Annotated in this window: 10 protein-coding genes; 5 read left to right on the plus strand and 5 right to left on the minus strand. The window is 46.8% G+C overall.

The annotated features are described in order from the left end of the window. Positions 1-105: 105 nt before the first annotated feature. Positions 106-1,131 carry an IS1/IS1595 family N-terminal zinc-binding domain-containing protein gene (locus tag FYJ51_RS05555; RefSeq protein ID WP_105304167.1) on the plus strand — a complete coding sequence of 342 codons (1,026 nt, stop codon included), beginning with the start codon at positions 106-108 and terminating at the stop codon, positions 1,129-1,131. A gap of 2 nt (positions 1,132-1,133) precedes the next feature. On the opposite strand, the gene FYJ51_RS05560 is transcribed toward FYJ51_RS05555, so the two are convergent. Next, on the minus strand, positions 1,134-1,916 hold the full coding sequence (locus FYJ51_RS05560) for a J domain-containing protein (protein WP_154504077.1): 783 nt from the start codon (positions 1,914-1,916) through the stop codon (positions 1,134-1,136). A gap of 190 nt (positions 1,917-2,106) precedes the next feature. Between FYJ51_RS05560 and FYJ51_RS05565 the strand changes: the two genes are divergently transcribed. Beyond that, positions 2,107-3,339, plus strand: coding sequence for a hypothetical protein (locus FYJ51_RS05565; RefSeq protein WP_154504079.1), 1,233 nt, complete (start codon positions 2,107-2,109; stop codon positions 3,337-3,339). A 123-nt stretch (positions 3,340-3,462) separates the two neighbouring features. Here the strand turns inward: FYJ51_RS05565 and FYJ51_RS05570 are convergent, their stop codons facing one another. The 4 genes from FYJ51_RS05570 to FYJ51_RS05585 are packed head-to-tail and all read right to left on the minus strand — an operon-like array spanning position 3,463 to position 9,642. Then, positions 3,463-3,648, minus strand: a complete 186-nt coding sequence (locus tag FYJ51_RS05570; RefSeq protein ID WP_154504081.1) for a RepB family protein — start codon at positions 3,646-3,648, stop codon at positions 3,463-3,465. Further along, the gene (locus tag FYJ51_RS13540; RefSeq protein ID WP_205946206.1) at positions 3,649-4,896 is read right to left on the minus strand and encodes a restriction endonuclease subunit S; all 1,248 of its coding nucleotides are present in this window, start codon (positions 4,894-4,896) and stop codon (positions 3,649-3,651) included. After that, positions 4,889-6,568 carry an N-6 DNA methylase gene (locus FYJ51_RS05580; protein ID WP_205946207.1) on the minus strand — a complete coding sequence of 560 codons (1,680 nt, stop codon included), beginning with the start codon at positions 6,566-6,568 and terminating at the stop codon, positions 4,889-4,891. Before FYJ51_RS05580 ends, FYJ51_RS13540 begins: the two co-directional genes overlap by 8 nt. Before the next feature lie 11 nt (positions 6,569-6,579). Next, entirely contained in the window at positions 6,580-9,642 is a 3,063-nt protein-coding gene (locus FYJ51_RS05585; RefSeq protein ID WP_154504083.1) for a DEAD/DEAH box helicase family protein, read from the minus strand. A 348-nt stretch (positions 9,643-9,990) separates the two neighbouring features. On the opposite strand from FYJ51_RS05585, the gene FYJ51_RS05590 reads away from it, so the two are divergent. From FYJ51_RS05590 to prfB, 3 genes are all read left to right on the plus strand, one after another. Further along, positions 9,991-10,260, plus strand: a complete 270-nt coding sequence (locus tag FYJ51_RS05590; RefSeq protein WP_154504085.1) for a hypothetical protein — start codon at positions 9,991-9,993, stop codon at positions 10,258-10,260. 259 nt (positions 10,261-10,519) lie between these two features. Beyond that, a complete protein-coding gene (secA, locus tag FYJ51_RS05595) occupies positions 10,520-12,913 on the plus strand; it encodes a preprotein translocase subunit SecA (RefSeq protein WP_154504087.1) in 2,394 nt (797 codons plus the stop codon). A gap of 22 nt (positions 12,914-12,935) precedes the next feature. Next, positions 12,936-14,040, plus strand: a protein-coding gene (prfB, locus tag FYJ51_RS05600) for a peptide chain release factor 2 (protein WP_235897233.1) whose coding sequence is annotated in 2 segments (ribosomal slippage) — positions 12,936-13,007 and positions 13,009-14,040 — 1,104 coding nt in all. Because the reading frame shifts where the segments join, the coding sequence is not laid out codon by codon here. The last annotated feature ends 37 nt before the right edge of the window (positions 14,041-14,077 follow it).

Consider the following 14,077-nt stretch of genomic DNA (forward strand, 5'->3'; position numbering starts at 1 on the left):
AATTCCTATGTCCGAGAAAGGGACATCAGGAAGTTTCCAGGAACCGATTGACGCTGACTTGGCGGTTTCGTCATTCGGCTCCTGGAAGCTCCAAGCCGCCAACAAATGAATCATGATGATAAGGATGCGTGGGGTCATTCCCTGCGTACGCTTTCATGGGATAAAGACCCGGATATTTCGAAATCCCAGAAGCTGATTTCAGATACCGTGCATGAATGGTATGATGCAAAGCATCCTCCTGTCCGAAGATCTGAAGTTCAGTTTCTGAACTCTCTTCCAGTCAGTCATTGCCCGATCTGCGGATCCGAGCATTTTATCAGGTACGGCTTCTATAAAGACGGAACAAAGTGCTATCGCTGTATAAGCTGCGGCCATAAGTTCAGTGTTCTTACAGGGACAATCTTTCAGGATCGGAAGATTCCGATTTCAGAGTGGATTGAATATCTTCTTTATCTGTTTGAATTCCATTCCATCAGCACTGCAGCACGCGATAACAGAAATGCAGAGAGCACAGGCAGATACTGGTTGATCAAGGTATTTGCTGTACTTGAAGGAATACAGTCTGAGGTAATGCTGGAAGGAAACATCTACTTTGACGAGATGTTCTTTCCGGTAATCAAGCACGAAACAGAAATCGTGGATGGGAAGAAGCTAAGAGGCATTTCTCGTAACAAAATCTGTGTCGCAGCTGCTTATGATGATCATGGGCATATGTATCTGGCCGTAGAGGGAAACTCAAAGCCATCCAGAAAGACAACATGGGAAGCTCTCGGAAAACATATCAAGCCTGGATCAAAACTGATTCATGATGGAGATAATTCGCATGGAATACTTGTCGAACGACTCCATCTGACAGAAGAAGTACATACTACGAGTGAGACCAAAGGATTATCGGACAAAGACAATCCTCTGGATCCGATTAACAATCTGCATTCACTGGCAAAGCAATATATGCGTGCACATGGCGGTTATGACAGGGACAATCTTCAGGACTGGATGAATCTGATCTGGTTTGTTCTGTCAGAGCCTAGTAATCGATATGAGAAGGTCGACCTTTTCATCAGACGGGCAATAATGTCGCCACATGTGGTGAAATTCAGAGATGCGATGTCAAAAAAGTCCGCTGATTAAGCCTATTGGCACCACCCTGCTGCAAATACGGATTTTTCCACAAAATAATACATGTCAACTGCAAAGCGTGATCCGTCCCACTCAGACATCCCGTAGAAGGTTGTCCCGTCGTCCGTCTCCAGTGCGGTCCATTCGTCCGGGCAAGAAAATTTGATATACGAGCTTTCAGCGATTCTCACCGTTCTGCCGCTGTATGCAGAGCTCGATGTGCTGCTAACGGAATAGCTTGTTGCCGTTTGCGATTGAGATGCCGCAGTTTGGCCTTTGCCCACGCTGTTTGTAAGCGCAATAATGGCGGCCCCGATAGCAATGGCAATCACAAAACCCCGCCAGTCCATCCGTTGAGAAGTTCTCCGCCTCTTCTGCATAGGCTGGGCGTGCTCATTCTCGTATTTCGTTCCGTCGTCTTTCCAAAAGCTGTTGGTTTTCGCTGAGCCAGAGTCATCAGCTTTCGCCGACTCCTCCGCTTTTTTCCCGGCACTGGATGGATCGCTCTCAGCTTGTTTATTGTCATTAGTCGCTTTTTCTTCACTTTCACCAGATACTGTACGGCCTTGATCCCGCTCGTAGTTCCAGCCGAAGATCTCCCGATCGTACGCTTTTCGCAGTTCCGGATCTTTCAACGTTGCATATGCTTCATTAAGCTCTGAGGTTTTCCGTTCAGCGAACGCCCGGTGACCGTGGTAGTAATCCGGGTGGAACGCTTTCATCATCGCCCGGTAAGCCGCCTTGATTTCCTCTTCTGATGCTGTCCGATCAACGCCGAGTATGTCGTAGTAGTTCATTATCAATTCCCCCGTTAATACTATAATCCGAAAAAAATTGCACTTTTTGAGACTGTTGCATTCTGCATCTGTCAGAGAAATTCCTGTTTAAGCCTCTTGAAAATCTGTCATTTTCAGACTGCAGGCTTTCGCAAATCGTTGCTCAGAAAGAGGCTTTCCGAATTAGAATGTATACGCAGGGGTAAGGTATATGAAGAAACAATTGATTACGGCAATGATGGCCTCATTGATGCTTACAGGGTGTGCCTCCGGCGCGGCTGCATCCACAACAGGGGCATCGAATGATTCATCTCCATCTCTTCGTATTCAGAATGGCGTTCTGGAATATCAGGATGAATCCGGCAATTGGAACGCTGTAGCAAACCAGAAAAGTGCGGATGCCGCATCGGATGAGGCGGAAGAGAAAGCAGAAAATGCTTCCTCTAAAGGAACGACTTCCTTTCCCTCTGGCAGCCAGAATTCTGCTCCTGCACAGACCCCTTCAGTTGTTCAGGTACAGAAGGGTGAAAAGGGAGATAAAGGCGACAAAGGCGATACTGGTGCTATGGGTGCGGCAGGTGCGGCCGGAGCTGCTGGAACCACTGGGTCAACGGGTGCCAATGGCAAAGATGGCAAGGACGGAACCGTTGTTACAATTGGTAACGATGGAGAACTTTTCCTTGATGGAAAAGCGACCGGGTATCTTCTCGTAAAGAAAAATAACGATAACTTGAATGCTGTAAAATTGAATTCTCCTGCTGTGAAGGCTGTTCAGAGTGGTTCAAGCACAGACGTGTTTGTCAGCTGGAATTCTGTTCCAAACGCGGCTTCTTACACGGTAATGTTTCCGGATTTTTCCAAGACGGTAAAGAATACCAGCGTAACGTTCAATTCTATGCCGGCCGGAACCTATACGATTCAGGTTATTGCCAACCCTGCAGATGGCGAGAAGAAGTATGCAAGCAGCGATGCCGGTTCAGTGTCCATTGAGGTCAAGACGATCACAACGCCGCTCGGCACGACGAGTCTGAACTCTTATGCAGTCAATCCGGACCACAGCTGGACGATTACGTGGAATGCTGTATCAGGAGCTGCTTCGTACAATGTGACAATCAATGGCGTGACCCATAATACGACGACGAATTCCATTACCTGGACTAATGCGTTGAGCAATGGCACAAGCTATTCCATTACTGTAGAAGCAGTTCCTTCGGATACCACCAATTACGCTTCTTCGGTAAGCAATCTCGGAAGTCTGCTGTATTCCTATCAGGAATCAACACCATCTCCGATTTTTACTCCTACTCCGTCTGCAATTCCGGATACCAATACTGAGGAAGGTTGTTTGCTCGCCGGAAAGTACTGGTACAACAACACCTGCAACGATTCTATGGAGCCAACACCAACTCCGATGCCAACACCTACTGCTCCACCAAGTTTTTGATAAAAAGCGCCTTCCGGTCTTTACCGCCGAACCTTCTAGCGGCACTGCGCCTATTGCCAGGGACATTTGCGGTAGCTCCATGTGGCAGCAAAAGAAAAATCGGGCGGAAAATCACCCGATTTTCTATTGGATAGGAATGCGCTTGCCTTCCGGCTGAGCGAAGTATTTGTTCAACTCTTCGGTAAGCATACGCTCAATCGCCATTGTCTTGGTTTGCCCGGTTTCAGCGCAGTACTGCTGGAGTCGCTCTTTTACGGTTCTGTCGATGTACAGGCTCAGGGTTTCTCCGTCTTTCTTAGGTCTTGCCATTTAAGCATCCTCCTTGAACGTCACCTGCCCGTTCATGAGCATAGGAAGAAGAAAATCACGGAGAGAAGAAAGTTGCTGGTTTTCCGACTTTAATAACAAAATTTGGAAAATATCCTTTTTTATTATTTTTTCGAATTCAAAAAGAATCTGTTGGGATGGAATAGGTATATATACTGATGAAAGATTATCGCCATTCAATGAAGCCCTTGTGGATGCAACACACGCTTGATGCAGGTAGTTATAAACAGCCTCTGATTTAAGAAAACTTCTTACATACTCTTGTCCATTCTTTAATTGAACATCAATTTTGGCAAGTGCTACATTATAGGCGCCGGCAATTCCGAACCGAATAGCTCCAGCATCTCCATACTTATCCATCATTATGTCGTATTCATTGCAAAGCTTATTATTATTACTTTTTCGAATATATGTTTTATGTGAATTATCTGCGTAGTCTCTATTTTGTATAAAGCGAACGTATCCTGGTTGCTCACAATACACAAATGTTGACTTTGGCGGCTGAGCACCGCCTTCCCACCTCACAATATCTGGTAATTTTTTAACTGCCCATTTCTCCGGAATCTCTCTTTTCAGTTCCTCATTCCATACCATTTTTCCGCCGGAAGACTTGTATGGACGACCGTTCTCGTCAGGAAAGTCGAACTGCAGGAACCAGTAGTCATAGATGGTCTTGGCGAGGGATTCGAGTTCGGAGGAAATAATATTGTTATTATCAATTGCGTCATCGAATTCTTTTAAAACTCTAACAATTCGATGTTGCGTGTTCAAATTGACATATGGCATATCTATATCACCAAAATTTTTTAAAATAATTCTAGGCAATGCACTTCCGGTGACATATTTCTTCGCTACTTCTTCTTTTACGAAGCGAGATGTTAAATAATATTTAATATAATACGGGTCAACAATTTCAGTATTGGGTCTGAGAATTCCTATAGAGGAAAGAATTGCAATTTCTTTTGTTTCTTTGACAACAAAGACCTTTTCTAAATAATTATTGCCATCTTTGATTATCAGTACGTCATCCTTTAACGGAACGCACCCATTATGTTTCATTTTCTGGAATTCTTTTTCATCAATATACTTACAATGAGAATAATCGAAATCGGTATCGTTCATATCTTTTGAGGATAGCATGGGATAACCTTTTGACGATGCTGGAGGGCTGTAGTGAGAACCGTCAGTAATCGTTGCACACAAGTCTTTCAATTTAACAAAATCACTCATACTTCAGCCCCTTGAGATTCTTCTGGATTTCCTTCTGCAGCTCATCACCTTCAGTGAACAGCTTATCCAGATTCTTCTCGTATTCATCCATCTTGGCATTGAACTGCTCTTCGGTAAGCTCCACATACTCAATCTTGACTTCAAAATACTGTCCTGCAGAGAAGGAATAGTTCTTTCCTTTAATCTGTTCTGTAGTTACGACAACAGAGAAATCTTCAACAGCTTTACGGTTATTGAACGTGCTGATAATCTTCTCAATCTCATCGTCTCTGAGCACAGTGCGCTGATTCTTGCCTTCBTTACGCTTTTCTCCTAACTTGGAAGCGTCAATCAGAATAACCTTGTCATCGTCACCCTTTGTCTTGTCGATGAATAGCACAGATACGTTTGTGCCAGTATTTGCGAAGATGTTTGACGGCATCGAAACGACGCCTTTGAGCCAGTTACTATCAATCAGCTTCTGACGGATTTTGAGTTCAATTCCGCTCTGTGCAGTGAGAAAACCAGTCGGGCATACAATAGCTGCTCTGCCTGTATCGTTGAGTCTCCAGAGAACATCCTGGATGAAGCACAGGTAAATAGCCATCGACTCTTTCTTCTTATTCGGAATCTTCGGCACTCCTGCAAAGAATCTGTCTGTCTCTTTCCAGTTATTCTCGATTTCATCTCTTGTGGAAGAGAAATCCATCTTGAACGGTGGATTGATGGTCACATAGTCAAACTTCTTATATCCGCTGCTTGGGTCATGGTTGACGTTGTACTGAGCAGGGCTGGTCAGAGAATCGCCCTGCACGATGTTATCCAGAGATTCTGTGAGTCCGTTGAGCATCATGTTCAGGCGCAGGAAGCGCGTAGACTTGGTGGAGACGTCCTGACAGTAGACGCGTGCTCTGTTGCCAAACTGCCCGTGACCAAGCTCATTGGCAAGATGCAGGACAAGGGAGCCGGACCCGGCTGCGCAGTCTAGCACTTCGTAAAGCTTGTCATCTTTAACCTCAGACATTCCAACCAGGATACGTCCAATAATCGAAGAGACTGACTGAGGTGTGAAATACTCCGCATAAGTGCCGCTTGCAACGTTGTAGTTCTTGATAAGGTATTCGAAAATGGTGGAATAAAAGTCAAAGTTCTCTCCGAAGGCAGCACTGAAATCAAATTTATCTTCCGAAATGGTGGAGAATAAAGACACCGCAAATGTGTTTCTCTTATCACGGTCGATAATGGTTTCTGTGATTCTGGTAAACAGTGGCTCTTTCTCACCGCCAGCCGTGCTGACCTTGAATTTGTCGTTCTCCGGATAATTGGAAATGCGTTCCAGCGCATCATCAAAGAGCGTACTGAAATCCTTTCTTCCGGTTCTGTTAATCAGGTATTCAATCGTATCTTCCTGATGGAACACAACATCTGTCGGGTGAGCATCGTAAAACGCATCCAGCTCATCATTCTCATTCTTGAGTACTTCATCCACAGATTCGCCAAGCTCATCGGCGAATGCATGGAGGTTGTACATGTACTTGTCGTTCAGAAACTTATAAAGGAAGGTGGAAGTAACTACAACCTCTTCATTCGCGGTGTTTGACAAGCCGTACTGGGAGCAAAGTCCCTGCAGCTCATCAATCATCTCATCAATCTTGATTTCAAGCGCGTAATAATCGGCTTTGTTTTCTGACATTTTCCGTCTCCTCATCTGTAACTCTGCAGGTTGGTGTACATATCAGACAGCAGCGTCTGAATCCACGTCTTCAGCCCAAGGTTCTTATACAGTCCCGCCTTGATAAGCGGTACAACCACTTTTTTCTTGGTTTCATCAATAAATCCCTGTCGTCCTTGAACGACCAGAATATTAGTGTCCACCCCAGCTTTAATTTCCTGATAAATAAGCTTCAGTGCGTCTTCAATATCCTTATTGCTTAAATCCGGATGACTGGAGACTGCATCCTGATAAGTCTTTACCATGGCGAAGTTTCCATCATAGATAGAAGAGAGACGCTCGTTTTCTTTGTTGATGGCGATTGCCTTCATAAGAATCTCTTTCATCTTGCTGGTCAGTCCGCTCAGATCATCAAGGCTCTTGATATCCATGCTTAAGAATAACTGCTGCAGAGCCAGATCCAAGGTAATCATCTTGATGTCTGATTTATTGCGGTTCTTATTAATCTGCTGTTTGACGGCGGTCAAAGTTTCTGTGAAATCTCTGTACACTGCGCCGCTTGGGTCAAATTTGCTAAGGTCAATCACAGAAATCTGTGTCTTAATGAACTCATAAACGATTTCAACGACCTCATCATCTGACAGAATATCCATCATTTTTGTTGGCTCCGACTGCAGATTCAGGAAGTCAATCCGTTCCTGTGTCACATGGAGCTTCTTCTTTGCAACGTCATAATCTACATTAGCCGCATCGTCCATGGCATTGGACAGCATAAATTCGACGTAGCAGTCCTTAATTCCATTCAGCAGCCGCTTGATTTTGAGAACAGTATCCTTGTTGTACAGAGTCAGGCGCTGCTGGAACTTCTCAATGTCGTCTGTATTCACAAGGTCATTGAGCTCTGAAAGATAGCTATTGTACTTCTCACGAATTGTGTCAACATCAACAACAAGGCCGGCAAGACTGTTATTCTCTTCATCGTTGGTATCATTAAAATCTTCCTCAAGCTCCTTCAGGTAGTCATTCAGCGTCCGGTCATACTCCTCATCAATGTCAATGAAGTCTGTGATATAGCCGTAATGGTAGACCGTTCCGTTCGGGCTCTTGTAAGGTCTATTGACGCGTGAGATGGTCTGAAGAAGATTCTGCGCATGCGGTCCGCGGAGAAGGTACATCTTCTTCAAACGACTGACATCATAGCCTGTCGTAAGCATATATTCCACGATGAGCAGGTCAGGCTTGTCAGAAGTCTTAAACTCAACCTGATTATGCTCATTGGCGTTTTCCTGCATTGGATTACCTTCATCGGAAATGACAAGTCCTGTTGTCAGGGATGAGTTCTTCTGGAACCATTCGTGCAGTTTCTTTGCCTGCGGATTGGAACGGCAAACAATCATTCCGCCGATACTCTGGTCCTGATTCACCAGCCGGAAATTCTTAAAATCCTTTTCAATGTATTTGCCAAGATAGCTGATATACGGATCTGATTCATAGACATCAGCCTTGTTCAAATCCTGGCTTTCCAGTTCAAGATTGTTGTGAATATCAGTCTTGACGACAGTATCAATTTTTTCCTTCTTGATTCTCAACGTATACCCATCCGCAATAGACTTATCGTAAAAATACTTGTGGATGTAATCACCGAATTTAAGATTGGACCGTTCTTTCTTGGAGAGCAGCGGAGTTCCGGTAAGTGCCACAAACACGGCGTTCGGGTCGCAGAGTATCAGATTCTTAAAGTAGGCACCTTTCAGCGCATAAGAACGGTGTGCCTCGTCAATAAAGAAGACTCTCTGAATGTTGGAATCGTAGGCGTTTCCAGCCTTCGGAATAGCTTCTTCAAACTTCTGAATATTAACGACAACGAACTCTCCAATTGCGTCGGTCTTTCCGGAATGCGGAAGCACCTTATTCAGTTCCTTACTGAAACCGGCCTTGGACTGTGCATTAACTACATCAAAATAGCGGTTTGAGAATTCCGTATTATCCTGTCTGAGTAGTTCCAACCGGTCAACCACAAAGTAAAAGCGGGTAATGATGTTCTTCTTTGCGTAATAATCCTTCAGAATCAGATTGATATACATAGCAAGCTCTGTCTTTCCGGAGCCCTGTGTATGCCAGATGATTCCACGCTTTTCGCCCTTATCCAGTCTTCTGATAAGTGCACGGCTTGCGAAGAACTGAGGGTAACGCATGATGTGTTTCTGAGGGCGTTTTCCCTTCAAATAGAGCAGCCCATAGTGCAGGATGAACAGGAATCTTTCCTTGTCAAACATGGACGTTACAAACCGATTGCAGGGCGCTGTAACAACGTTATTGGTTGCAAACTCCGAAGTGTCATAGATAGACGGACTGTACCCGAGGTCTTTGATGATATCCCGCGTATGAGCTTCATCCAGTGCTTTGTATGGATAGTTCTCCAGATAACCTTGTTCGTCCTCGCGGAAGAACGAAAACGAAGTGTTCTGCCCGTTCGGGGTTGTGTAGAAAGAACCAGCACGAATCATGGACGCATCATCTGAATCGTCATTTTCATACTCCATATTGTTGGAGAATGAGACGAGCTGTATCAGATTGAAATACTTTATAAATGCAGGATTCTTCAATCGCTGGTTGACCATTCTGTTGAATTCCTGCTGAATCCCGCCTTCATTGTTCGGCTTCTTTACTTCCAGGAATGCCAGTGGCATGCCGTTAAGCAGAATATTGATATCCGGGCGGAAGGAGCCTTCCTTCGTGTCCTTCTCAACCGTAAACGACAGTTCATCAACTACAGCAAAATCGTTATTTTCGATGCGGTCAAAGTCTACCAGCTTTACGTCCGCTGTTGTGTCGGTCAGTCTTCGATAGAAAGATCGGCCAAGATCATTATTTCGAATCAGAGAGTGGATCTCAGAAATCAGCTGCAAAATCTCGTCATCAGTAAACGATCTTCCGTTTATTTTTTCAATTGCCGGCTTGAAACGGTTTACGAAAATCTTCGTGTCAAAGTCAATGTCAGAATCCTGCAGAGACTGGTAATTATATCCGAGCCTCAGAAACTGTAGGGTTGCAGGGATTTTCACCCTTGTGTTTTCGTCAAATTGTCTTGTCATATTTGCTCCTAAGCTCCTGCTAATAGTATATACCAAATCGTCAACATAAATCATTAATTATCAGCATAAATGAAACCGGAAGAGAAAACACGGTATCAATCCCGTCATCAGTATGTCTCTCCCTGCATGGATTCTGTCTATGTCATTTACGTTATTGACTATTAAATAACGTTGAAGCCGCATAAATAAGCCGTTTTCATAAATCCCGCTGCAGATAAGCATGGGAAGGCGTCTGGCTCGTCTAATATCAGGATGTCGAATGATCCTGAATAGCGATAAAGCTGGTGCGTGGTACATACAATGAGATCAGCAGTCAGCTGATCAGTATGTCCCTGACAGACCGGGACGATGTCTGCAGAGGGAAAGATTTCGGAAAGACGCTGGGCAAGTTCCAGCACGACTTGGCGTCTGGCAATGGCAAAGCAGATCTTTCTGCCAGTGCGCAGCGACTCTGAGATTGTCTCGACCATCATCTCGGTCTTGCCTGGCTCCGCAGCATGCCTGCACGAGAACGTCGGTATGCAGGACGTTCTCGGCGCATGCATGGCTGATCTGCTTCTGGGCTTCGGTCAGCGGATAGCGCAGGGTATATTCAGAAGCTTCTTCCGGTACGTCTGAGAAGGAGACTGGTTCCAGTTCTTCTTCCAATAGCACTCTTGAAAATGAGATGCATCGACGGCAGTACCAGCCCCTGGAACCATGATAGAAATATGCAGGATCAGTATTATGGCAGCGTGGACAGCGCATGAAGCGTCACCTCCTGCTTTTTTCTATCCATAGGATGGAAAGATCCCCGTACAGGTACTGATGTTTTCTTGAACCGACGGATTCGGGACGTTATAATGAACACGCTGATCAGGAATCAGGAGGTTTTATCATGGCAAACTTTTTTGATCAGCTGCTGAACGTAGATGGTCGGCGGCTGAAGCAGATTGAAAAGAAAATCAAGCCGGTGCTGGCACTGGCAGATCAATATTCAGCGATGAGCGATGAACAGCTGCAGGCAGAAACGCCGCGTCTGAAGCAGAAGCTTGCAGAGGGAGCGACGCTGGATGACATTCTTCCGGAAGCGTTCGCAACCGCAAGAGAAGCCTGCAAGAGAGTGATCGGAGAATATCCGTATCCGGTTCAGCTGATGGGTGCTGCAGTCATGCAGGGCGGCGATATTGCTGAAATGAAGACTGGTGAAGGAAAGACCCTCACCTCCGTCATGGCCGTCTATCTGAATGCCCTGGAAGGAAAGGGTGTTCATGTCATCACGGTCAACGAATATCTGTCGGAACGTGACTCCCAGTGGATGGGCCAGATTCACCGGTTCCTCGGACTTACGGTAGGCCTGAACAAGCGTTCCATGTCGCCGGCTCAGAAGCGGGCTGCTTATGCATGCGATATCACTTATACGACAAACTCGGAGCTCGGCTTCGATTATCTGAGAGATAACATGGTCACCAGAGCTCAGGATCGTGTCCTCAGAGGACTGAATTTTGCGCTGGTCGATGAAGTCGACTCGATCCTGATTGATGAATCCAGAACGCCGCTGATCATTTCCGGCGGAATGAAGCAGACGGCCAACCTGTATCTGCAGGCAGACCGCTTTGTGAAGAGCCTGAAAGAACAGAAGATGGAAGATGACAAAGTCATCGAACCAGGCGAATATGAGATTGATGTCAAGGGCAGAACGGTACAGCTCACCGAGCGAGGCGTTGCCAAGGCAGAGAAGGTATTCCGCATCGACAATCTGTACAACCTTGAGCATACGCAGCTGCTGCATCGCATCAACCAGGCCCTCAAGGCTAATTACATCATGGCAAAGGATGTCGACTATGTGGCTGACACTGCCAATGATGAAATCGATATCGTCGATCCGAATACCGGCCGTCTCATGAAAGGACGTGAATGGTCGGATGGCCTCCATCAGGCAGTATGTGCCAAGGAAGGCATCTCAATCCGTCAGGAAACCACCGTCCTTGCAACGATCACGTATCAGAACTTCTTCCGTCTCTACAATAAGCTGGCCGGCATGACCGGTACAGCCAAGACCGAAGAAGAAGAGTTCCGCGAGATCTACAACATGCTGGTCTATGAGATTCCGACCAACAAGCCGGTCATCCGCAAAGACTATCCGGATGCGGTATACGGAACGAAGAAGGCAAAGTTCGAAGCATTGGTCAACGAGGTGATTGAACGCCACGAAAAGGGCCAGCCGGTTCTGGTCGGCACGATTGCGGTCGAGACTTCAGAACTGATCTCCGGCATGCTGAAGGAAAAGCACATTCCGCATGAAGTGCTGAATGCGAAGAACAATGCCCGTGAAGCAGAAATCATCGCCAAAGCCGGTCAGAAGAATGCCGTGACCATTGCGACCAACATGGCCGGCCGTGGTACGGATATCAAGCTTGGCGAAGGGGTCAGGGAACTTGGCGGTCTCTGCGTCCTTGGCTCGGAGCGTCATGAATCGAGACGTATCGACAATCAGCTGCGCGGCCGTTCTGGCCGTCAGGGCGATCCGGGTGAATCCCGTTTCTATGTCTCCGTTCAGGATGATCTGATGGTCCGGTTCGGATCCGAGCGTCTTGAGAGTCTGTTCAAGTCGCTGGGCGATGAAGCTGTCGAGTCCAAGACGATCACCAACGCCATCAGCAGCGCCCAGAAGCGTGTGGAGGGCGTCAACTTCGATGCCCGCAAGACCTTGCTGCAGTATGATGATGTTCTGCGTCAGCAGCGTGAAGTCATGTATGATCAGAGAAACTTCATCCTCGACAACGAAGATGTCCATTCGATCATCCAGCAGATGTTCAGCCGTGTGATCAGCGATACAGTCGGGGCTTATGTCGATCCGGAGAGCCGTTCGGGCGAGCTGCATATTCCGGAACTTCTCGAAGCGCTGAATAAGCTTGGCTTCCGCGATCTGATCACGGAAGCAGATCTCAAGGGCAAGACGGCCGAAGAAGCTTCTGCGCTGATCAATGATCGGGCATGGAAGAATTACGATGAGAAGATCGATCCGGTCCGTCCGCAGATTCGTCAGTTCGAACGCGAGATGTCCCTGAAGGTCATCGACCGTGCCTGGGTCAACCACATCGATACGATGTCGAAGCTGAGAGATGGCATCGGACTTCGTTCCTATGCTCAGGACAATCCGCTGCAGGCCTATGTGAGTGAGGGCTATCAGCTGTTCCAGAACATGATGCATGATATTGCCCAGGAGATTGTTGCGTACTGCATGAACCTGAAAGTTGTTGTACGTCAGCCTGATACGAAGCAGGCATAATCCATAAAAGGAGAAAGAAACCATGGAACTCTATGAAATGAAGCAGGGTGTAACCCGCTGCCAGGCTAAATTGGAGCAGCTTGGCTCCTCTCTTTGACCTGCCTGGCAAGAAAAAACAGATTGCAGAAGATGAAGCGGCGATGAATGCCCCGGACTTCTGGGATGACCAGAAGAAGGCACAGGCATTGATCCGCCGCTGCAACCAGCTGAAGAGCCTGGTAGAAAACTATGAGAAACTCGGCAGTGAACTGGAAGAGCTGTCCGCTTCCGTCGCAGAGCTCGGAACGAGCTTCGATCAGGATCTTGCAGACCTGGTCAATGAAGAATATGCGGAAACGATGAAGCAGTTCGATCAGTATGAGATTGATGTGCTGCTTTCCGGGCCGTATGACAACCACAATGCCATCCTGGAAATTCATCCGGGTGCCGGCGGTACGGAAGCCATGGACTGGGCAAGCATGCTGTATCGCATGTATACGCGCTGGGCTGAACGCAAGGGCTACAAGATCACGGTGCTGGACTATGAAGAGGGTGAAGAAGCAGGCATGAAATCCTGCTCGGTTCAGATCGAAGGGCCGATGGCCTATGGATATCTGAAGGCAGAGAATGGCGTTCACCGCCTGGTCCGCATCTCTCCGTTTGATGCCAATGCCAGAAGACATACGAGCTTTGCCAGCGTTGAAGTCATGCCGGAATTCGAAGATGACCTTGATATCGAGATTGATGAAAAAGATCTCGAAGTCATCACGATGCGTTCTTCCGGAGCTGGCGGCCAGCATATCAACAAGACGGACTCTGCAGTCCGCATGACGCATAAGCCGACCGGAATCACCGTATTCTGCCAGACGCAGCGTTCTCAGCTTCAGAACCGTGAAGCCTGCATGAATATGCTGAAGTCCAAGCTGCTGCAGCTGAAGATCCAGGAAAACGAAAAGAAGATGGCCGAGATCAAAGGCGAGGTCAAGGCAAACGAATGGGGATCTCAGATCCGTTCTTATGTCTTCCAGCCGTATACGATGGTCAAGGACCTTCGTACCGGCTACAATGTCGGCAATATCCAGGGAGTCATGGATGGAGACCTGGATGGCTTCATCTACAGCTATCTCCGTTCCAAGATCCAGCAGTAATTCATACGATCAAGGCGGAGAAGTTCTCCGCTTTTTT

The organism is Stecheria intestinalis, from assembly GCF_009696165.1.
Taxonomy (GTDB): Bacteria; Bacillota_I; Bacilli_A; order Erysipelotrichales; family Erysipelotrichaceae; genus Bulleidia; species Bulleidia intestinalis.

Bases quoted from the DNA above. Each gene is read 5' to 3' on its own strand.
- FYJ51_RS05590 (WP_154504085.1), top strand. From the start codon at position 9,991: ATGTCTGCAGAGGGAAAGATTTCGGAAAGACGCTGGGCAAGTTCCAGC.
- secA (WP_154504087.1), top strand. From the start codon at position 10,520: ATGGCAAACTTTTTTGATCAGCTGCTGAACGTAGATGGTCGGCGGCTG.
- FYJ51_RS05555 (WP_105304167.1), top strand. From the start codon at position 106: ATGAATCATGATGATAAGGATGCGTGGGGTCATTCCCTGCGTACGCTT.
- FYJ51_RS13540 (WP_205946206.1), bottom strand. From the start codon at position 4,896: ATGAGTGATTTTGTTAAATTGAAAGACTTGTGTGCAACGATTACTGAC.
- FYJ51_RS05560 (WP_154504077.1), bottom strand. From the start codon at position 1,916: ATGAACTACTACGACATACTCGGCGTTGATCGGACAGCATCAGAAGAG.
- FYJ51_RS05570 (WP_154504081.1), bottom strand. From the start codon at position 3,648: ATGGCAAGACCTAAGAAAGACGGAGAAACCCTGAGCCTGTACATCGAC.
- FYJ51_RS05565 (WP_154504079.1), top strand. From the start codon at position 2,107: ATGAAGAAACAATTGATTACGGCAATGATGGCCTCATTGATGCTTACA.
- FYJ51_RS05585 (WP_154504083.1), bottom strand. From the start codon at position 9,642: ATGACAAGACAATTTGACGAAAACACAAGGGTGAAAATCCCTGCAACC.